Raw genomic sequence first — 18,705 nt, forward strand, 5'->3', positions numbered from 1 at the left:
TTTCATGGCCTGTTGATGTTTCTGTGCCAGATTGCTTGTCGACCGCGCTGCCCCGCACCATTTGCCCGGGCGCCTGACACGGAGACCGCCCGGTGCCCGACCTGATTTCCGCCGCCCGGGCGACCGTGCTGTGAGCACCCGTTCGGCCCGTCTCGGCGCCATGCTGCGGCCGCCCTCTTCCTCCCTGCGCGCGATGCCGCAATTCTGCGAGTGCCCGGTCTGCGGCCTGGTGCAGCGGTCGACCGACCTGCAACCTGGGCAGATCATGCATTGCAGCCGCTGCGAGACCATGCTCGGCCGACGCCGCACCAATCCGCCGATCGCCACCCCGCTCGCGTTCTGCCTGACCTCGCTGGTGCTCTACCTGCTCAGCATCACCCAGCCACTCATGACCATCAGCATCTATGGCCGCAGCCGCACCATCACCCTGTTCACCGGGCCGATCGAGCTGCTTCGCGATGGCTGGGGACTGGCCGGCGGACTGATCGCGCTGGTCACCATCGTGTTCCCCGCGATCGTCATCATGCTCATGCTGGGCATCCTGTTCGGCGCCCTGCATCACCGGCTGCCGCTGCGGGTGACGTCGATGATGCGCTGGTACGACCGGCTACGGCCCTGGTCGATGATCGAGGTCTACATGCTTGGCGTGCTGGTCGCCTACACCAAGCTGATCGACCTTGCGGACATCCAGGTCGGCACCGCGGTGTATGCGCTTGGCGGCCTGATGCTGACACTCGGCGTAACGGACTCGACGCTGGACACCGACGTGATCTGGTCACGCCGCAAGGTCCGGCTGGCGCACCGGCACCCGGTGCAGCGCCCGTTCGGTCCGGAGATCGACCTCGAGGAGGTGCCGCCGCCGCCGGAGCACATGGTCTCCTGCCTGTCCTGCGGCCTGGTGTCGGTCTCGCAGGCGAGGTTGTCCTGCGAGGATTGCGTCGGCGGCTGCCCACGCTGCGGCGCCAGGCTGTACCGGCGCAAGCCGGACAGCGTAAGGCGGACCATGGCGTTGATCTTCAGCGCCGTGGTGCTCTACCTGCCGGCGAACGCCTTCCCGGTGATGACCATCATCAAGCTCGGCCGCGGCGGCGATCACACCATCCTGCAGGGTGTGGGCGAACTCTACGACTCCGGCATGCTGCCGCTTGCCCTGCTGGTGTTCTTCGCCAGCGTCACGGTTCCCGTGCTCAAGGTGCTCGGGCTCTGCATAATGTGCTTCGCCACCTGGCGCGGGTCCGCCAGCCGGCTGGTGCTGAGGTCCAAGATCTTCAGGATCATCGATTTTGTCGGCCGCTGGTCGATGATCGACGTGTTCATGATCTCGATCCTGGTGGCCGTGGTGCACTTCAATGCCTTGGCGAACGTCAATGCCGACGCGGGAATGATGTCTTTCGCGTCAGTTGTGATACTGACGATTTTTGCGGCCGACTGCTTTGATCCGAGGGTCATGTGGGACGCAGCCGGCCTGAACGGGCCGGCCTTCGGAGAAACGCGGCGGCCACAGGGCCCCGCAACGGCGGAGCCAGCACAGGCGTGAGCGGCAATACAGGCGGCACCCCGGGCCAGCAGGGGGCGGGCCAGGGTGCAGGTGGCCAAGCGGGTGGCCAGGCTACTGGCGGCCAGGGCGGATCATCGGGCGGCGGATCGCCCCCAGGCCAGGGCGGCGTGCCGGAGGCCGGAGCACGCCCGACGCGGTTCTCGCTGATCTGGTTGATCCCGATCATCGTTGTCGCGATCGGTGCCTATCTCGGCTGGCAGACCATCTCGCGGCGCGGTCCCGAGATCACCATCCAGTTCAACGACGCGGACGGCCTCACCGCCGGCCAGACCCAGGTCAAGCACAAGTCGGTCGGCCTCGGTACCGTCGAGGGCATCGAGCTGAGCCGCGACCTTCAGCATGTCGACGTGCGCGTGCAGATGCGTGCGCAGTCAGCGCCGATGCTGACCAAGAACGCCAAGTTCTGGGTCGTTCGGCCGCGCCTCGACGGCGCCAGCATCAGCGGCCTCGAGACCCTGGTCTCCGGGGCGTTCATCGCCATCGATCCGGGCAAGGGCGGCGGCGAGCCGGGCCAGACCAATTTCGTCGGGCTGGATTCACCGCCGGGGGTCCGTTCGGACGAGCCCGGCCAGACCTTCACCCTGATGACCGGGTCGCTCGGCTCGATCGGCCAGGGGTCGCCGGTGTTTTTCCGCGACGTGCAGGCTGGCGAGGTGCTGGGCTACAAGCTGCCGCCGGACGGGCGTGGCCCGATCCCGGTGCAGGTCTTCGTCAAGCATCCATTCGATGGCTACCTGCGCCGCGACACCCGCTTCTGGGACGTGTCCGGGCTGCGGGTCGACTTCGGCGGCAGCAGCGGGCTGCACCTCCAGGTCGAGAGCCTGCAGGCGCTGATATCGGGCGGCGTCGCCTTCGGGCTGCCCAGCGAACGCCGCGGCCTGCACGCCGAGCAGGCACCAAGCGGCACCGTGTTCAAGCTCTACGAGAGCAAGCAGGCTGCCGACACTGCCGGCTACCACGAGCGAGTCCAGGTCGTGACCTACCTGCGCTCCTCGGTGAAGGGTCTCGATACCGGCAGTCCGGTCGAGATGTTCGGCATCCAGGTCGGCGAGGTCACCGAGGTCAAGCTGGAGATCGACCAGAACACCGGTGATGCCCAGGTGCGGGTGGCGATGGAGGTGCAGCCCGAGCGGGTGCTGTCCGAGCAGGAGATGCAGGGCAACTCGATCTTCACCATCACCCAGGCCATGGTGAATCGCGGCCTGCGCGCCGAGACCGATACCTCCAACCTGCTGACCGGCAGCGCCATGATCTCGCTGGCCTTCGTGCCCAAGGCGCAGCCCGAGAAGATCTCGCTCGAGGGCGATGCCATCGTGCTGCCGAGCCAGCCGGGAGGCATGGCCGGGATCATGGACAGCCTGTCGACGGTGTCCGCGAAGTTGGCGGCGCTGCCGCTGTCGCAGATCGGCGACAGCCTGAGCAGCCTGCTCGCCCATGCCGACGCCACCGTGGCCAGCCCGCAGCTGAAGCAGGCACTGGTGGAACTCGACCAGACGCTGGCCAGCACCAATCACCTGGTGAAGAACGCCGACCAGGGCCTGACGCCATTCATGCGGAAGCTGCCGGCGATCTCGGATCAGTTGCAGAAAGCGATCGACAACGCCAATGGCGCGCTCGCGTCCTACGGCGGCAACTCGGACTTCCACAACAGCCTGCAGCGAACCCTCGACCAGCTGGGCTCGACGGCACGCTCCATCCGAGCGCTTACCGACTACCTGAACCGCCATCCCTCGTCGCTGATCTTCGGCCGGAGCACCCCATGACCACACTGCCGGCCGTATCGTCGCTCCACCGTCGCGCCCTGCTGGGCAACCTGATCGCGTGCGCGATGCTGGGCGGGGCGGGGCTGCCGCTGGCTGCGTGCGGTGGTTCGGACCCGACCTACTACACGCTGGCCTTCATACCCGGGACGGCGGCGCCGGGCGGGCCGTTGAACCTCGAGGTGCGGACACCGACCATCACGCCGAGCCTGCAGCGTGACCACATCGTGCGCAACAACGCGGACTACCGGTTGGTCACCATCAAGGACGCCGCCTGGGCGGATTCGTTGGACGAGTTGATCGGCCGCACGCTGGCGCTCGACCTCAACCAGCGACTGCCCGGCACAGCCGTGTTCACCCAGGGCAGCGCGATCTCGAACTCGCCAGCGCTTCTGGTGGAGCTGGATGTGGAGCATTTTGCCGCCGATACCGAGGGCCGTGCCGAGTTGCAGGCGACCATCTCGGTGCACAAGCCGGATAGCGGTCCAGGGATCACCCGGTCCCTGCATCTGCATCTCGAGCCGACCGGTCCGGGCACTTCGGAGCTGGTGGGCGCGCTCAGCGCTCTGGTCGGACAGGTCGCCGACCAGATCGCCACGATGGCACGGACGGTTCCCCCGGCCGCGCTGCCCCCCGCCTGACAGCCGGGGCAGCCGCCCCGAGAGCTACCGCCCCGCTTCCGGCCAACTATCGGCCGGCAGTGGACGCAGGCCTCAGACCTTCTCGACCTGGCCGTATTCGAGATCGACCGGGGTGGAGCGGCCGAAGATCGAGACGCTGACCTTGAGGCGACCCTTCTCCTCGTCGACATCCTCGACGGTGCCGTTGAAGCTGGTGAACGGGCCGTCAGCGACACGCACCTGCTCGCCGATCTCGAACAGCACGGACGGACGCGGACGCTCCACACCCTCCTGGGTCTGCTTCATGATCCGCTCGGCCTCGGCCTCGCTGATCGGCGACGGACGCATCCGGGTGCCCAGGAAGCCGGTAACCTTGGGTGTGTCCTTGACCAGGTGCCAGGCGTCGTCGGTCAGCTCCATCTTGACCAGCACGTAGCCGGGAAAGAACTTCCGCTCGGCACTGACCTTCTGGCCGCGCCGCACCTCGAGCACCTCCTCGGAGGGCACCAGCACCTCGTCGAAATGATCGGCCAGGCCCTTCTGGGCGGCCTGCTCCTTGATCTGCTGGGCGATCTTCTTCTCGAAGCCAGAATAGACGTGAACGACATACCAACGCTTCGTCATGACCCGCTCCTCAGCCTCCCAGGCCGAACAGGGCGCGCACGCCCAGGCCGATGATCTGGTCGACCGCAAAGAAGAAGACTGCCGTTATGGCCGCCATCGCCAGCACGAGGCCGGTCGTTACCAGCGTCTCACGCCGCGTCGGCCAGGTGACTTTCGTCACCTCCGACCGCACCTCGCGCACGAATTTCGCAGGACTGACCGTCACGCCGCACCTTCCAGAACTCGACCAAACCGAACCGGATGAACCCGGCAACCCGAACCTGTTGAACCGGGTCCGCCGGGCCGGGCGGGCAAGTGGCAGGGGCGGAGGGTCTCGAACCCGCAACCTCCGGTTTTGGAGACCGGCGCTCTAGCCAATTGAGCTACACCCCTGCATCGCCGCCTTCACCGCCATCCTGCCGCACCCGCGAAGGTGGGCCGGACCGCTGCCTGAACCCGGCGCAGGGGGCGTAAAGAAGCTGAGCGCGGTGCAAAGTCAAGACCCTGTCGCGTCGGCGCCGCTTGCGCTGCCCGCGCCGGGAAGCGAGGCTTGCAGCCCGGCAGGTCGCGGCGCTAGAAGCGCAGCACGTCTCCTGCGCGGGCGTAGCATAGTGGTAATGCAGTAGCCTTCCAAGCTACCGAGGAGGGTTCGATTCCCTCCGCCCGCTCCACGTGCCGGCCCCCGAACCTCATGCTGGACCCGGTGGTGGCTCCCAGCCGGACGGCGCAAGCTCGAATCCGGCGAAGCGGAATGCCGGCGCCACGACGCAACTGGCCAGTGTCCAGGCACCCAGGCTGCGCGCCTCCTGCCAGGCGCCCGATGGCACCAGTCCCTGCGGCGCCTCGCCGCTCCGGAGGTCCGGACCGAGCCGGATCGTCCGCCGGCCGGCGACCGGCCCGGCTATCCCGAGCAGCAGGGGAGCGCCGCCCTGCCAGAACCAGATCTCGGTCGCATCGACGCGGTGCCAGTGCGAGCGTTCTCCCGCGGCGAGCAGGAACAGGATGGAACTGACGACGCCACGGCCGCCATCCGCATCGGCCGGGTTCCAGACCTCGCGGTAATGGCCGCCTTCGGGATGCGGCTGCAGGCCGAGTGCGGCCATGACGACGGTGGCGGGTATCGCCGGGTCACGCAGGTCTGGAAGATCGGGCATGGCCGGCATGCTGTCGCGATGGCGTGGCGGGGACAAGCCTGCGCGAACAAGCTTGCCTGAGCGAGGCCTTGGTGGGTTGCAACGGCCTGCCGCTGCAGTAGGAACCGTCCCACGGTATGGCACAGGAGAAGATGATGAGAAGCGCACGAGTGATGTCGACGATGGGGCGCGCGATCGTGGTCGTGAGCATGACCGGCCTGCTGGCTGGCTGCTTCTCGTCGAGCGGCGGCTCGGCCCCGGCTCGCCCGGTCTACGTGATCATGCCGTCCGGGGCCAAGGTCCCGGCCTGCACGGATGGTACCGCGCCGCCCTGCCCGAACTGACGCCCGACATCACCGCGCTGCCGCCTTCCCGCCAGGCGGCAGCGGACATACGCTGCCCCGCGTGTCACGCACCCGGTACATGACCTGGCTTGCCAGCACGACGCTGCCGGCGGTTGCCAGGGCGCCGCCACGCTGCAGCATCTCCATGGTCCAGGCGTTGCAGGTGTGGTCCAGCCCGTAACTGGCGGTGGTGGCGTAGAACAGCGTCCCGTGCCATGGCCGGGCAGCGATACTGACCGGCATGCCGTCGGCCTCGTGCCTGAGGCTGTCCCAGATCGCCTCGGCGATGCGGTGCGCGCCATCTGCGGGGAGCGGGAGCGTCACGGTGGTGACCGGCGGCAGGTAGGCGACCGAGGCGGGCGCCGACAGTCCCTCCACCTGGATGGCGCCAGGCCCGGGAAACGGGCCGAGCAGCCATTCTCCGGGCTCCTCGACCGGCGCAATCATGAAGGTCCGCTTGCCGAAGCCGAACACGAAGTAGGCGGCCCCGGGGAAGATGCGGCGATACACCGCGAGTCCGCCGCTCAGCTCTCGTGCGGGCAGGGCGATCGACGTGTGCCAGCCCTGATCGATGACGGTGACCTGGTCCTGATCCGGGGGCAGCGCTCCCGGCACGCACCGGACTGGTCCGATCGCGCATCCGGCAAGCGATCCGGCCAACGCCGCGCAGATGCGGATCCGCCAGTCGGCTATGGCGTGGCCCGGGGCGGCAGTGGCAGCAGCCTGCGCATCATCTCGACCAGCTGGTGCGGCAGGTATGGCTTGCGGAGCAGACCGTAGCCGTGCTGGCTCTGCCAGTGGGGGCGGAACACCTCCGGACGGCCGGATGCGATCACCACCGGCGCGGTGGGCCAGCATCGCCTCATGCACTCGGCGACGCCGGCGCCATCGATGGTGCCCGGCATATGGAAATCGGTCACCAGGGCAGAGAAGACCAGCGGGGGATGACGGATCAGATCCGCCGCCCGCTCGCCATCCTCGGCCTGCATGACCTCGAAGCCTGCATCCTGCAGGCTTTCGGCCATGATCTCCCGGATCATCGCCTCGTCTTCGACGAGCAGAATGCACACGCTCTGTTGAGTCCCACCGGTTGGCTCTGCCTAGAGCACATACAACTCCCGGTAGGTAGCGAAGTTCGCCTCAGGATGTTGCGGATTTCTTACGCTTCGCGGCCTGATCGGATCGTGCCTGCCAGAGCACCATGTCGGCTTCCTTGGCGAACATGACGCGAACGCCGCGACCGCCCTGGCTGACCCGGATCTTGCCGCCGTTGGTCGCCTTGTGCCCGGCTACCCACTCCAGGAATTCCGGATCCTCGCTGGTCCGCCCCTCGAATTCCAGGACGCCGGCTATCTCTTCCTCTTTGCGACGCTTGACCATCTTCGAATGCCTCCTGCACGTGCTGCGCGAACTGGGCGCGCGAAATTGGACCCCCTGCCTGACAGAGGACCCTGACCTTCCCGGTCATGAATGACTTGCGACACCGGGACCGGACGCGGCATCAGCCCGCTCCCTCGATCGGGATCGCACGCCGTGATATGCCCCGGCTCGAGCGGGAATGGAATGCCCGACGGCAACCCGTCGCTACGTTGACGCAATTGTGCCGGGTAGCCCCTGCACCGCTGCCAGAACCAGGTGTTTCCCATATCGGGCGTGCCGGTGCAGCCGCAAGGCACAAGCATCTGTGACATCCGGCTGGAAAAGCCGCCGCGGCAGATCCGGGTTATCGCCTCGACATGCAGCAGGACCGCAGGCGATGACCGACGCAGAAGGCCCGAAAGAAACCGATTACGAGACCAAGCCAGGTCAGGAAGACAACAAGCGCCGCCGCACCGACTCTCATGGCGGCTTTCCGGACAATCCCCCCGATCTCGCGCCGGAACACCCCGGCACCAGCGAGATCGACGCCGCGAAGGCTAGGCTGAAGCGGGACGAGCGCTGACGGCTTCCGTCAGCAGACGGGCGATTTCCAGCGCCGGCGCCCGCTCCGGCGCGCGGTTGAGCAGCACGTAGTCGATCCGGGGCAGAGGCGGCAGGCTGCCCGGCGCCAGCAGCGGCAGTTCCTCCGAGACGGCATAGCCGGTAGTCCGGCAGCTGATCCCGATGCCCGCGCGCAACGCCGCCCGCAATCCGGGCAAGGTCGAGGTTTCCAGCACGATCCGCCACGGACGTCCGGCGCGGTCCAGGCTTTCCAGCAGGGCGGTGCGGAAGGCGCAGGGCGGCTCCAGCAGGACCAGCGGCAACTCCTCGGCATCCACCAGCGCAGGATTGCCGATCCAGCGCATCGGCACGTCCGCCACCACCTCGCTGGTGCCGTGGCGCAACTCCCCGTGGCGCCCGACGCACATCACCACATCGAGCCGCGACGCCTCGAAGCGGTCGAGCAGCTCCGCCGACCCGGCGACCCGGACCTGCAGGCGGCACCGCGGATGGCTCGCCCCGAACGAGGCCAGGACGCCGGGGAGCACGGTATCGGCGAAGTCCTGCACCAGCCCGAGCTGCAGCGGCTCCGGCTCCGGCTCGCTGCCCAGCGAGGCGACGATACGGTCGTTCAGCGCCAGCAGCCGGCGACCGAGGCTGACCAGTTCCTCGCCGGCCGCCGTCAACAGCAGCGAGCGCCCGCTGCGCTGGAACAACCTCTGCTGCAGCAGATCCTCCAGCCGCTTCATCTGCAGGCTCAGGGCCGACTGGGTCAGCAGGATCACGCCGGTGGCGCGCGCCATCGATCCGGCATCCACGATGGCGATGAACGAGCGCAGCAGATCGGTCGGCACGTTGGTCGCCATGTGCTTCGGCCGGATGGCCGGGCCGGCCACTGCCCGCAGCGGCATCACGTTGTGTCGCGTTGTCGATTGCACTCCGACCTCCTGTGCGACTTCCATGAGCATCGTGAAATCGTCGCTTTGACAATAGTGGTTTGGAGCGCGCTATATCAACGTGGTTTAAGCGGCCCATCCAGAATCCACGATCGTTTCCGGTCTTTTATGTCCCGGTTCCACATGCCCCGGTCCACGATGTCCGGGTGGAGGTCAGCATGGCTGTCGAGTTCATCGGCTATATCGGCAACACCAACCAGTCCGAGACGATCAAGGCGCCGCCGGAGGCGATCGACCTCGTGCATGTCGAGACCGCGGCCAAGCTGCACGAGAATGCGGGTTTCGACCGCACCCTGTTCGCGTTCCACTCGACCTCGCCGGAGAGCATCCTGGTGGCGCAGCATGCCGCCAGCGTGACCACCCGCCTCGGGGTGATGATCGCCCACCGGCCCGGCTTCAACGCCCCCACCATCCTGGCCCGCCAGCTGGCGACCTTGGACCACATCACCCGTGGCCGGGTCGCGGTGCATGTCATCACCGGCGGCAGCGACACCGAGCTGCAGGCGGATGGCGACTACACCACCAAGGCCGAGCGCTACGCCCGCACCAGCGAGTATCTCGACGTGGTGCGGGCGGAATGGGCCGCGACCAGGCCGTTCGACTACGCAGGCCGCTACTATCGCACCAGCAACGCCTTCTCGGCGATCAAGCCGTACCGGCCGGAGGGCATCCCGATCTATTTCGGCGGGTCCTCCGACGAGGCGATCGCGGTCGCCGGCAAGCACGCCGACATCTACGCGCTGTGGGGCGAGACCTACGAGCAGGTGCGCGAGAGCCTGTCCCGGGTGCGCGCGGCCGCCGCCACCCATGGCCGCACGCCGCGCTTCTCGCTGTCGCTGCGGCCGATCGTCGCCGACACCGAGGAGGCCGCCTGGGCTCGCGCCGACCGCATCCTCGAGGAGGCGCGCGACCTGCAGCGTGCGTCGGGCAAGGTGGTGGAGGCGCCGCAGAACGAGGGCTCCCGCCGGCTGCTGGCGGCGGCGGCGCAGGGCACGCGGCTGGACAAGCGGCTGTGGACCGGGATCGCCGCCCTCGTAGGTGCGAAGGGCAACTCGACCTCGCTGGTCGGCACCCCGGACCAGGTGGCCGACGCCATGCTCGACTACTACCGGCTCGGCATCACCACCTTCCTGATACGCGGCTTCGATCCGCTGCTCGACGCCTTCCTCTATGGCCGCGACCTGCTGCCGCGCGTCCGGGCGCTGGTCGCCCGCGAGACTGGCCAGGCCGCCGCCGCGTGAGGCCGAACCAGGCCGCCGCCGCGTGAGGCCGAACCATACCGCCGCCGCCTGATCCCCCGATCCAGACAGGAGTTTGCGATGAACGCCATCACCGGTACCCGGCAGCCAGGCAGCGCGCCGCGCCAGTTCCAACTCCGCGAGCGCCCGCCCGCGGCGACGTTCGAGGAGGAGCGGCTGCATCGCAAGCAGCAGCTCGCCGCCACCTTCCGGCTGTTCTCGCGCTACGGCTTCGACCAGGGCCTGGCCGGCCATGTCACCGCGCGTGATCCGGAGTTCCCCGAGCAGTTCTGGATCAATCCGCTGGCCAGGCATTTCGGCCAGATCCGGGTGTCCGACCTGCAGTTGGTCGACCACGAGGGCCGCATCCTGATCGGCGACCAGCCGATCAACACCGCCGGCTTCACCATCCATTCCGCGATCCATGCGGCGCGTCCGGACGTGATAGCAGCGGCCCACACCCACAGCACGTACGGCAAGGCGTTCTCCACCCTCGGCCGGCTGCTCGATCCGCTGACCCAGGATGCCTGCGCGTTCTACCAGGACCATGCGCTGTTCGATCCGTTCACCGGCGTGGTGCTGGACGAGAGCGAGGGCGTGCGGCTTGCCAGGACGCTCGGCGACAAGAAAGCGCTGATCCTGCAGAACCACGGCCTGCTCACCGTCGGCCCCACGGTCGAGGCCGCCGCCTGGTGGTTCATCGCGATGGACAACGCCGCCCATGCACAGCTGCTCGCCGATGCCGCCGGCAAGCCCAGGCCGATCGCGCACGACATCGCCCTGCATACCGCGAGCCAGACCGGCACCCATCGCGGCGGCGCGTTCTCGTTCCAGCCGCTCTACGAGCTGATCACCGCCGCCGAACCCGACCTGCTGGACTGAACACGAATTCCCTGCCGACCGGTCGCCGCCGGGCAACCCGGCTACGGCGGCGACCGGATCTTCAGGCGTTCAGCAGCGGGCTCAGGATATCCGTGAAGTAGGGCGTAACCCGCACGCCGGGCGGCAGCAGCCCGGCGCGCGCGAAGACGTCCGACACGTCCTGGGCACTGGCGATGTCGGTGGCCCGGATGGCGCGCAGGCGGTACGGCCGCTCCTGCTCCCGCAGGGTGGCAAGCACGTACGGCTCGGGCACGTCCACCACCGGTGCCACCAGCTTCGCCCAGCGCACCTTGTCGGCGTCGAGGATCGTGTAGGCCCGGCCCAGCCGCTCGATGTAGTCGGCCGTGGCGGCGCGGAAGGCCGGATCGCCCAGCCGGCGCGGATTGGCGCCGATCAGGTAGTTGCCCGACAGGATGCCGACCGCGTTCTGCAGCACGCGCGCACCGGTCTGCTGGATGATCTCCGGGATCGCGTAGCCGTAGGTCGCCCAGGCATCCAGCGCGCCGGACTTCATCGCGGTCAGGCCGGCGCTCATGCCCAGCGCCACCGGCTGGATGTCGCTGAAGCCGAGCCCGTGCTGTGCCAGCATGCGGATCAGGAAATAATGCGCCGTGGTGGCGCGTATGTAGCCGACGCGCCTACCCTTGAGGTCGGCGATCGAGCGCGCCGCCGAGCCTTTCGGAACCAGTACCGCCTGGCCGGTGGTCGGTCCTTCCATGACGGCGACCACCCGCACGTCGGAATGCGCGGCGGCGGCGAACACCAGCGGGATCTCGCTCCAGGCGCCGACATCGATGGCGTCGGCGTTGATCGCCTGGGTGATCAGGTTGCCGGCATTGAACTCGCTGAACACCACCCGGTACGGGAAACGATCCTGGCCGGTGCCGGGCAGCAGGGTCTGGTCCTGGCCGCGGAAGGTGGCGACGCGCAGCGTGGTCGCCGCGGCGGCGCGCGCCGGCGACAGCAGCGACATCGAGGCGGCGGCGGCCCCGGCGAGCAGTTCCCGGCGGGTCGGAATCGTGCCCGGACTCATGGTGCGGCCGCCAGCGACAGGCGTCCGGAGAGCCCGAGCGAGACATCCGCCTGCGGCGTGTGCACGCGCGCGCACAGCACGTCGCGATAATGCCGCTCCAGCGGGTTGTCCCGGCTCAGCCCGGGATTGCCGGTTGCCGCCAGTGCCTTCTCCACCGCCCGGATCGCGTTCTCGGTCACCAGGTGTTTCACCAGGCCGCCCTGTGCCGAATTCGTTGTCCCGCCCGCCGCCTCTTCCGCGATCGCAGCCGCCAGGATCAGCCGGTTGGCCAGCAGCAGGGCGTCGATCTCGCCGACGATCTCCTGGAAGCGGGGCAGGGTGGCGAGCGGAGCACCCAGGTTGGTCGGCGCCCGGTCGCGCAGGAACCCGAGCAGCCAGCGACGGGCGGCGCGCGCCACGCCGTCATACAGCGAGGCGATCACGATGCTGCCCCAGACCGACTGCACCGGATCGGGCGCGCCCCAGGCGGCGGGCGGGCGTATGTCGGCGGCATGGTCGGGCGGCAGCCGCACATCGTCGAGATGCACCGTGTGGCTTTCGGTGGCGCGCATGCCGAGCTGGTTCCAGCTGCGCTCGATGCTGACGCCCGGTGCGTCCATCGGCACCAGGAAGCCGCCGACGCGCGGCGCGTCCTCGTCGGTGCGTGCCCACACCACGCCCCAGCGCAGCACCGTCGAGCCTGTCGAGTAGATCTTGCTGCCGGTTACCGCCCAGCCGTCGCCGGTGCGACGGGCCACGGTCGCCGGCAGGCCGCCGCGCGCCGGGGTGCCGAGATCCGGCTCGACCCGCAAGGCGTTCAGCAGCGCGCCATCCTCGACGGCTGCACGGGCCACGACGGCGCGCAGCCGCTCCGGCCACTGGGTGGAGCGCGCGACCGCGGCGTGCTGCAGGTATTGCATCGACAGGATCAACGCGGTGGATGGATCGCCTTCGGCGACGCGCCCGACCACGTTTGCCGCCGCTGCCAGCCCACCGCCGCCGCCGCCCGCCTCATGCGGCACCGTCAGCGCCAGCAGGCCGGCCGCCTGCAGGTCGGCGAGGTTCTCGCGCGAAGTCGTCGCGGTCTCGTCATGTCGCGCCGCGCGGGAGGCGAAACGCGCAACGAGGTGCTGCAGGTCGGTGCGGTCCGTCGCTTCGATCAGGGCAATGCCGTCCAACGGCTCGGTCTCCGGGCTTGTCGGGCCGAGCATAGTGCGAAACCACTCGTCTCCACATGTGATAAATGGTGATGTGATACATTGAACGATTAATTAAAGTGGTTTATTGAAAAGCACGCGGTTGAATGACGTGATACCGGCCCGACCATCACCAGCCGGATCACCATGTCCCGTCGCCGCACCCTGCTTCTCATCTCCTCGATCGCCTGCGTCGCATCCGGCCCTGCCGACGCCGCCCCCGCAGACCCCCCAGCCGCATCCCGCCATCAGGTGCGGCAGAGGAAGGCGCCGGTCGCGGAGCATGTCGAGGTGGTCGGGCGTGGCCGCTCCGCGCTGCGGCATGACCGCCTGCAGCATGTGGCGGCGTCCACTTCGCTGCTGAGCGCCGGCAAGCTGCAGCAGCTCGCGATCGGCACCACCCGCCAGATCACCAACCTCACGCCGAACCTGTACCAGCCGCGCGCCACCGTCGGCTATTCCAACTCGAACTACTTCATCCGCGGCATCGGCGAACTCGACGCACAGGGCGAACCGTCGGTCGGCACCTATATCGACGGCGTGTACCTGCCGCGGACCATCGGCACCATGCAGGAACTGCTCGACATCGACGCAATCCAGATCGATCGCGGTCCGGTCGGCTTCACCACCGGCCACCAGGCCGAGGGCGGGGCGGTGCGCATCGGCACGGTGGTGCCGGACGATACCACACGCTTCACCGCGCAGACCGGCTACGGCACCTACGACGAGTGGGTGGCGGGTTTCGCCGCCAGCGGCGCGCTGGTGCCGGACCGTGTCTATGCGAGCCTCGCGGTCGAGCATCATGCGCGCGACGGCGTAGACCACAACTACACGCTCGACCAGGACGAGAACGATATCGACTACACCCAGGCGCACGGCAAGCTGCGCTTCACGCCGACGGACGCGCTCGACATCACGCTCGGCTTCGACGGCACCAGCGACGGCAGCACCAACCGCGGCTACGGCAACCTGCTGAACCCGTATCGATACGGCCTGTATTCCTCGATCTACCCGAAGAACAACTACAGCGAGGCCGGCTTCACCGGGACCGTCGGCTACCAGCTCGATCCGCATCTGCGGCTGTCGTCGGTGACCGGGATACGCGGCTACGACGATACCGGCTACTACGACAACACCGGCGATCCCTACGCCCGCACTTCGCAGCTGCTGTACTATCGCGACCGCAGCTACCAGGAGGACACCAAGCTCACCGGCGACTATGGCCGCTTCAGCTTCACCGCCGGCGCCTACTTCTTCTACGAGGACTGGTACACGGCACGCCGCGCCAACAACACCTTCGGCACGCAGACCAATGTCGCATCGAACATCCGCTTCCAGCCGGTGCAGGCGCTGATCGACCAGATCACCCGCAACTACGCGGCCTATGGCCTTGCACAGTACAAGGTGCTGCCGACCCTGACCGCCTCGGTCGGTCTGCGCTACAACTACGAGCAGCATTCGAACTCCGAGGTGCTGAACTCGCTCGGCTCCACCCCGGGCTATGTGGCCAACGTCGCCGGCGATCTCGGCGCTCTGTTCAACGCACCGCCCGGAGGGCAGGACTGGACCGCGAGCGCGCAGCAGTCCTGGTCGCGGCTGCTGCCGAAGGGCTCGCTCGACTGGCAGCTGGCGCCGCATGTGGCGCCGTACGTGACGATCTCCCAGGGTGGCAAGTCGGCGGGCTACGACTACCGCGCGCAGACGCCGACTGCGCTGGGGCGCAACCAGGCGCTGCTGCCGTATGGCCCGGAGACGGTGACCACCTACGAGGTGGGCGTGAAGAGCGATCCGCTGCCCGGCCGGCTGATGCTGAACGGCGCACTGTTCTACAACGATTTCCAGAACATCCAGATCACCACGCTGGATCCGTCGACCGGCCTCAGCCGGCGCTACAATGCGGGCAACGGCCATTCGCTCGGCGCCGAGATCGAGACCGCGTGGCATGTGCTGCCGATCTGGGAGATCGACGCAACCGCCTCCTACCTGTTCGCGGAGCTCGACCGTTTCAACGGGAGCTATTCGAGCAGCCTCTACGCCACCGGGCTGGCCATCAACAACACCCCGCACAGCGGCGAGCGGCTGCCGGAGAGCCCGCGGTTCCAGTTCGATATCGCCAGCAACCTTATCCTGCCGCTGCCCAGGCAGATCCCCGGCAAGGTCCGGCTCGCCGGCGACATCAGTTTCCAGACCGCGGTGTTCACCGATGCACTGGAGAATTCGCAGACCGAGTTGCCCGAGCAGACCTACCTGAATGCGCTGATCAGCTGGACCAGTCCGCACCAGAACTGGACCGCGACGCTGGCCGCCAGGAACATCCTGGACCGCCGCTATCCGCAAAGCCTGAGCTTCGTGCAAGGCAACGGCATCCCGGTCATCTGGGCCGCGAGCTACGCCGACCCGAGGACCGTCATGTTCACGCTGCGCTACACACTGTGAGTCTGGCCGCCGGCGTCAGGCCCTCAGGCGCTGGATGGTGTCGGCCAGTTCCCGCATCCGGTATGGCTTGCGCAGGATGGTGATGCCGCCGGCGATGGCGTCGGCGAAGGCGCTGGTCTCTGCGTAGCCGGTGACCAGCAGGCACGGCAGGCCCGGATGCGACCGGTGCGCGTGCCGGATGAACTCGACGCCGTTCATCTCCGGCATCGAGAAGTCGGTCACCACCAGGTCGAGCCGCACGCCGCTCTGCAGGATGTCCAGGCCCAGCTTCGCGCTTTCCGCGGACACCACGTCGAAGCCGAGCGCGCGCAGCGTCTCGACGGTGACCTCGCGGACTTCCGGATCGTCGTCGATCACCAGCAGCCTGGCATCCCCGGGGGGCGAGCAGGCGGGCGGTGCCGGGGGAAGCGGTTCGGCCACTGCGCTGGCGGCGGGGGCGTGCTGGGCGCGCGGCAGCAGCAGGCTGACGCTGGTACCCCCGTCGATCCGGCTGGTGAGCCTGGTACTGCCACCGAGCTGCTTGCACAGGCCATACACCTGGCTCAGCCCGAGGCCGGTGCTCTTGCCCCCCGCGCTGGTGGTGTAGAACGGCTCGAAGGCGCGGGCGGCGACCTCGGGATGCATGCCGGCGCCGTCGTCGCGTACGGTGACGCAGGTATAGTCGCCGACCTCGAGGTCGGCCGGCAGCTCCTCGTCGCCGGCTGCGATGTTGCGGGTGGCGATCTCGAGCACCCCTCCCTGCGGCATCGCCCGGCCGGCATTCACCGCAAGGTTGAGAAGCGCCATCTCGAACTGCGTCGCATCCAGCATCACCGGCCAGAGCGGCTCGGTCAGCGCCAGCCTGACCTCGATGCCGGCGCCGACGGTGCGCCGGACCAGCTCGGCGAAGTCGGTGGTGAGGCGGTTGAGGTCGCACGGCTCGCGCCGCAACGGCTGCTGCGCGCGAAGGCCAGCAGGTGGTCGGTCAGCTTGGCGCCGCGCTCGGCCGCCTGCTGCGCGTTGGCGATGAACCGCTTCATGACCGGGTCGCTGGTCCGCGCCTGCGTCAGCTCCAGGTTGCCGAGCACCACGGCCAGCATGTTGTTGAAGTCGTGCGCGACACCGCCGGTGATCTGTCCGATCGCCTCCATCTTCTGCGCCTGCTGCAGGATCGCATCGGCGCGCTGGCGCGCCTGCGTCTCCGCCTCCAGGATCTGCGTGCGCTGCAGCACACGCTGCTCGAGGCTGTCGCTGAGCTTGCGGTAATGCTCGAGCCAGGCCTGCTCCGAATTCGTGCGGTGTTCGGTCTCGCTGCCGATCGCCGCCTGCAGGTCGTGTGCCAGCGTCTCGTCGATCGCGCTCCACGGGTCGCACTAGCCGGCGATGGACTGGATCCAGGCAGCGAAGCTCGTACGCGGGGTGATCCTGCCGGTCTCGCGGTCGAGAGAGCCATGCGCGTCGGGGTTGCCACCCCAGGTCGTGGTGCGGCTGCGTTCCGGGCGCAGCCACAGGATGACGTCCTCGGCGGCGGCATCGAGGGTGAGCAGCAGCGCACCGCTGGCGATGGCGGCGAACGACGCGAACTTCGGATCCAGCCGGCTCAGCCCGTCGACCGCGATCAGGTCGTTGCCGGTGCGCGGCACCGCCTGCAGGACGGTGACGATGTCCGCCGCGACGACCGGGCCGGGGGTCTGGCCATAGCACCGGCAGACCCCGCCGATGCGGACTGCCACGCCGGTTGCCCCGACGAGCCGCAACAACGCCGTGTGAGCGTGCCCCAGGGCCTCGGCGAGCGCCTCGGGCCGGGACAGCCGTTCGGTGATGTCATGCAGCGTGGTCTGGCTGGCATTGCGGGCGGCGAAGCTCTCAGCCTCGTTCAGGCTGCCGAGCAGCAGCGACACCACCTGGCCGATCAGGTCGGCCGCGGCGCGCAGGTCCGGCCCGGCAACGCGCGGCGCAGCATGATGGCAGATCAGCAGCCCCCAGAGGTCGGGGCCGTGCGACAGCCCGACGGTCAGGCTGGCGGCGGTGCCCATGTTGCACATGAATTCGCGATGCACCGGGGAGACGCTGCGCAGCGCGCTGTAGGTGAGGTCGAGCGGCGTCGCATCCTCGAGCCGGCGACCGGTCAGCAGCGGCACCGGCTCGTAGCGGCTGTCCGCCACCGCGCCGACCCGCTGCAGCATGTACTGGCGCCGCGCCTGCGCCGGGATATCGCTGGCCGGGTAGCGCCGGCCGAGCCAGGACTCCAGATGCGGCGCGTGCGCCTCGGCCACGACGCTGCCGGGTCCCGTCCGGTCGAAGCGGTAGGCCATCACCCGGTCGTATCCGGAGATCGTCTGCAGGCCGGCGACGGCGAGCGCGCAGAGGCTGTCCTGGCTGGTGGCGGACTTGAAGCTGTCCAGCACCGATCGCAGCAGGTCTTCCGGCGGCTGCTGGCCGGCGTCCAGGCGGACCGGTTCGAAATCGATGCACACCCGGTCGCCGGAATGGAAGGCGCTCAGCTGCAGCGTACGGCGTGGAACGGCGCTACCCGGCACGGCATCCGCCGCCAACCTCCCGAGCGACATCTTGGCGTAGGGTCGCAGGTCGCGCAGGCTGCCCTGGGCTGCGGGGCCGACGATGCTCGCAAGATGGGTCCCGAGGACGGAATGCGGCGTCCGCCCGAGGATCTCGGCGAGGTTGGCGCTGCAGTGGGTGATGCGCCAGCCCGACGGGCGGGTGGCCAGGAGCGCCCCGTGCGGCTGGATCGCACCCGGGATATGGATGGCCTCGCGCTCGCAGAGGTCCGGGTCGAAGACGACAGGCAGCTTGCCCGCGGGCGGCTCCGGTTGCAGTTTCGGGTCGCCAGGAGCGTCGCGGCGAGGCGATCCATCGGCGCTCGTCTCGGGATGGACATCCATAGAAGAACCGCCTCATCCGGGTGAAGAATGCAGCACCGTAGGTTAATTACCCGTTAACCACTAAGTATATTGTTGAGTATCACGAGTATATTCCCCCTCTTGAAGTTCTCGATCCGACTTCCCATTGAAGTTCAAGTAGTCCCAGGATGCACAGAGATGATCAGC

General features: G+C 68.3%; 20 protein-coding genes and 2 tRNA genes. 9 read left to right on the forward strand and 13 right to left on the reverse strand.

Going from position 1 to position 18,705, the window contains the following annotated elements:
- The first annotated feature begins 130 nt into the window (after positions 1-130).
- The 3 genes from FE263_RS07520 (at position 131) to FE263_RS07535 (ending at position 3,959) form a co-directional block, all read left to right on the forward strand.
- Positions 131-1,537, forward strand: a complete 1,407-nt coding sequence (locus tag FE263_RS07520; protein ID WP_240759167.1) for a paraquat-inducible protein A — start codon at positions 131-133, stop codon at positions 1,535-1,537.
- Between the two features lie 128 nt (positions 1,538-1,665).
- Positions 1,666-3,321: a PqiB family protein gene (locus FE263_RS07530; protein ID WP_138325337.1), complete on the forward strand. Its 1,656-nt coding sequence runs from the start codon at positions 1,666-1,668 to the stop codon at positions 3,319-3,321.
- A complete protein-coding gene (locus FE263_RS07535; protein WP_138325338.1) occupies positions 3,318-3,959 on the forward strand; it encodes a PqiC family protein in 642 nt (213 codons plus the stop codon). The genes FE263_RS07530 and FE263_RS07535 overlap by 4 nt, the downstream gene beginning before the upstream one ends.
- Before the next feature lie 72 nt (positions 3,960-4,031).
- On the opposite strand, the gene nusG is transcribed toward FE263_RS07535, so the two are convergent.
- The 3 genes from nusG to FE263_RS07550 form a co-directional block, all read right to left on the reverse strand.
- Complete coding sequence (gene nusG / locus FE263_RS07540; RefSeq protein ID WP_138325339.1) at positions 4,032-4,562, reverse strand: transcription termination/antitermination protein NusG; 531 nt, start codon at positions 4,560-4,562, stop codon at positions 4,032-4,034.
- Positions 4,563-4,572: 10 nt separating this feature from the next.
- A complete protein-coding gene (secE, locus tag FE263_RS07545; RefSeq protein WP_138325340.1) occupies positions 4,573-4,767 on the reverse strand; it encodes a preprotein translocase subunit SecE in 195 nt (64 codons plus the stop codon).
- A gap of 90 nt (positions 4,768-4,857) precedes the next feature.
- Positions 4,858-4,934 (reverse strand) — tRNA-Trp (locus tag FE263_RS07550).
- 204 nt (positions 4,935-5,138) lie between these two features.
- On the opposite strand from FE263_RS07550, the gene FE263_RS07555 reads away from it, so the two are divergent.
- A tRNA-Gly gene (locus FE263_RS07555) sits at positions 5,139-5,212 on the forward strand.
- Between the two features lie 18 nt (positions 5,213-5,230).
- Here FE263_RS07555 and FE263_RS07560 read toward each other — a convergent pair.
- On the reverse strand, positions 5,231-5,695 hold the full coding sequence (locus FE263_RS07560) for a cupin domain-containing protein (RefSeq protein WP_138325341.1): 465 nt from the start codon (positions 5,693-5,695) through the stop codon (positions 5,231-5,233).
- Between the two features lie 134 nt (positions 5,696-5,829).
- On the opposite strand from FE263_RS07560, the gene FE263_RS07565 reads away from it, so the two are divergent.
- Positions 5,830-6,018, forward strand: a complete 189-nt coding sequence (locus FE263_RS07565) for a hypothetical protein (protein WP_138325342.1) — start codon at positions 5,830-5,832, stop codon at positions 6,016-6,018.
- 9 nt (positions 6,019-6,027) lie between these two features.
- Here the strand turns inward: FE263_RS07565 and FE263_RS07570 are convergent, their stop codons facing one another.
- From FE263_RS07570 to FE263_RS07580, 3 genes are all read right to left on the reverse strand, one after another.
- Positions 6,028-6,633 carry a DUF2459 domain-containing protein gene (locus tag FE263_RS07570; RefSeq protein WP_171033990.1) on the reverse strand — a complete coding sequence of 202 codons (606 nt, stop codon included), beginning with the start codon at positions 6,631-6,633 and terminating at the stop codon, positions 6,028-6,030.
- 74 nt (positions 6,634-6,707) lie between these two features.
- Entirely contained in the window at positions 6,708-7,088 is a 381-nt protein-coding gene (locus FE263_RS07575) for a response regulator (protein ID WP_138325344.1), read from the reverse strand.
- 70 nt (positions 7,089-7,158) lie between these two features.
- On the reverse strand, positions 7,159-7,398 hold the full coding sequence (locus tag FE263_RS07580; protein ID WP_138325345.1) for a hypothetical protein: 240 nt from the start codon (positions 7,396-7,398) through the stop codon (positions 7,159-7,161).
- 376 nt (positions 7,399-7,774) lie between these two features.
- On the opposite strand from FE263_RS07580, the gene FE263_RS07585 reads away from it, so the two are divergent.
- Positions 7,775-7,960 carry a hypothetical protein gene (locus FE263_RS07585; RefSeq protein ID WP_138325346.1) on the forward strand — a complete coding sequence of 62 codons (186 nt, stop codon included), beginning with the start codon at positions 7,775-7,777 and terminating at the stop codon, positions 7,958-7,960.
- Here FE263_RS07585 and FE263_RS07590 read toward each other — a convergent pair.
- Positions 7,935-8,876, reverse strand: coding sequence for a LysR substrate-binding domain-containing protein (locus FE263_RS07590; RefSeq protein ID WP_240759172.1), 942 nt, complete (start codon positions 8,874-8,876; stop codon positions 7,935-7,937). The two genes, FE263_RS07585 and FE263_RS07590, sit on opposite strands and share 26 nt — an antisense overlap.
- A 176-nt stretch (positions 8,877-9,052) precedes the next feature.
- Between FE263_RS07590 and FE263_RS07595 the strand changes: the two genes are divergently transcribed.
- On the forward strand, positions 9,053-10,135 hold the full coding sequence (locus tag FE263_RS07595; protein WP_138325347.1) for an LLM class flavin-dependent oxidoreductase: 1,083 nt from the start codon (positions 9,053-9,055) through the stop codon (positions 10,133-10,135).
- A gap of 78 nt (positions 10,136-10,213) precedes the next feature.
- A complete protein-coding gene (locus FE263_RS07600) occupies positions 10,214-11,014 on the forward strand; it encodes a class II aldolase/adducin family protein (RefSeq protein ID WP_138325348.1) in 801 nt (266 codons plus the stop codon).
- Between the two features lie 61 nt (positions 11,015-11,075).
- Here the strand turns inward: FE263_RS07600 and FE263_RS07605 are convergent, their stop codons facing one another.
- Both FE263_RS07605 and FE263_RS07610 read right to left on the reverse strand, forming a co-directional pair.
- Positions 11,076-12,047: an ABC transporter substrate-binding protein gene (locus tag FE263_RS07605; protein ID WP_138325349.1), complete on the reverse strand. Its 972-nt coding sequence runs from the start codon at positions 12,045-12,047 to the stop codon at positions 11,076-11,078.
- On the reverse strand, positions 12,044-13,204 hold the full coding sequence (locus tag FE263_RS07610; RefSeq protein WP_240759175.1) for an acyl-CoA dehydrogenase family protein: 1,161 nt from the start codon (positions 13,202-13,204) through the stop codon (positions 12,044-12,046). Before FE263_RS07610 ends, FE263_RS07605 begins: the two co-directional genes overlap by 4 nt.
- Positions 13,205-13,369: 165 nt before the next feature.
- On the opposite strand from FE263_RS07610, the gene FE263_RS07615 reads away from it, so the two are divergent.
- On the forward strand, positions 13,370-15,658 hold the full coding sequence (locus tag FE263_RS07615) for a TonB-dependent receptor (RefSeq protein ID WP_138325351.1): 2,289 nt from the start codon (positions 13,370-13,372) through the stop codon (positions 15,656-15,658).
- A 15-nt stretch (positions 15,659-15,673) separates the two neighbouring features.
- Here the strand turns inward: FE263_RS07615 and FE263_RS07620 are convergent, their stop codons facing one another.
- The 3 genes from FE263_RS07620 to FE263_RS07630 form a co-directional block, all read right to left on the reverse strand.
- Positions 15,674-16,588 (reverse strand): response regulator, encoded by a 915-nt coding sequence (locus FE263_RS07620; protein WP_138325352.1) that lies wholly within the window; start codon positions 16,586-16,588, stop codon positions 15,674-15,676.
- Entirely contained in the window at positions 16,489-16,869 is a 381-nt protein-coding gene (locus FE263_RS07625) for a histidine kinase dimerization/phospho-acceptor domain-containing protein (RefSeq protein ID WP_138325353.1), read from the reverse strand. Before FE263_RS07625 ends, FE263_RS07620 begins: the two co-directional genes overlap by 100 nt.
- 141 nt (positions 16,870-17,010) lie before the next feature.
- Positions 17,011-18,540: a GAF domain-containing protein gene (locus FE263_RS07630; RefSeq protein ID WP_138325354.1), complete on the reverse strand. Its 1,530-nt coding sequence runs from the start codon at positions 18,538-18,540 to the stop codon at positions 17,011-17,013.
- Positions 18,541-18,705: the final 165 nt, after the last annotated feature.

The organism is Lichenicoccus roseus (assembly GCF_005844085.1).
GTDB classification, from domain to species: Bacteria; Pseudomonadota; Alphaproteobacteria; order Acetobacterales; family Acetobacteraceae; genus Lichenicoccus; species Lichenicoccus roseus.

Coding starts and splice junctions, on each gene's coding strand:
- FE263_RS07535 (WP_138325338.1), top strand. CDS start 3,318: ATGACCACACTGCCGGCCGTATCGTCGCTCCACCGTCGCGCCCTGCTG.
- nusG (WP_138325339.1), bottom strand. CDS start 4,562: ATGACGAAGCGTTGGTATGTCGTTCACGTCTATTCTGGCTTCGAGAAG.
- FE263_RS07560 (WP_138325341.1), bottom strand. CDS start 5,695: ATGCCCGATCTTCCAGACCTGCGTGACCCGGCGATACCCGCCACCGTC.
- FE263_RS07565 (WP_138325342.1), top strand. CDS start 5,830: ATGAGAAGCGCACGAGTGATGTCGACGATGGGGCGCGCGATCGTGGTC.
- FE263_RS07580 (WP_138325345.1), bottom strand. CDS start 7,398: ATGGTCAAGCGTCGCAAAGAGGAAGAGATAGCCGGCGTCCTGGAATTC.
- FE263_RS07585 (WP_138325346.1), top strand. CDS start 7,775: ATGACCGACGCAGAAGGCCCGAAAGAAACCGATTACGAGACCAAGCCA.
- FE263_RS07595 (WP_138325347.1), top strand. CDS start 9,053: ATGGCTGTCGAGTTCATCGGCTATATCGGCAACACCAACCAGTCCGAG.
- FE263_RS07600 (WP_138325348.1), top strand. CDS start 10,214: ATGAACGCCATCACCGGTACCCGGCAGCCAGGCAGCGCGCCGCGCCAG.
- FE263_RS07605 (WP_138325349.1), bottom strand. CDS start 12,047: ATGAGTCCGGGCACGATTCCGACCCGCCGGGAACTGCTCGCCGGGGCC.
- FE263_RS07615 (WP_138325351.1), top strand. CDS start 13,370: ATGTCCCGTCGCCGCACCCTGCTTCTCATCTCCTCGATCGCCTGCGTC.
- FE263_RS07630 (WP_138325354.1), bottom strand. CDS start 18,540: ATGGATGTCCATCCCGAGACGAGCGCCGATGGATCGCCTCGCCGCGAC.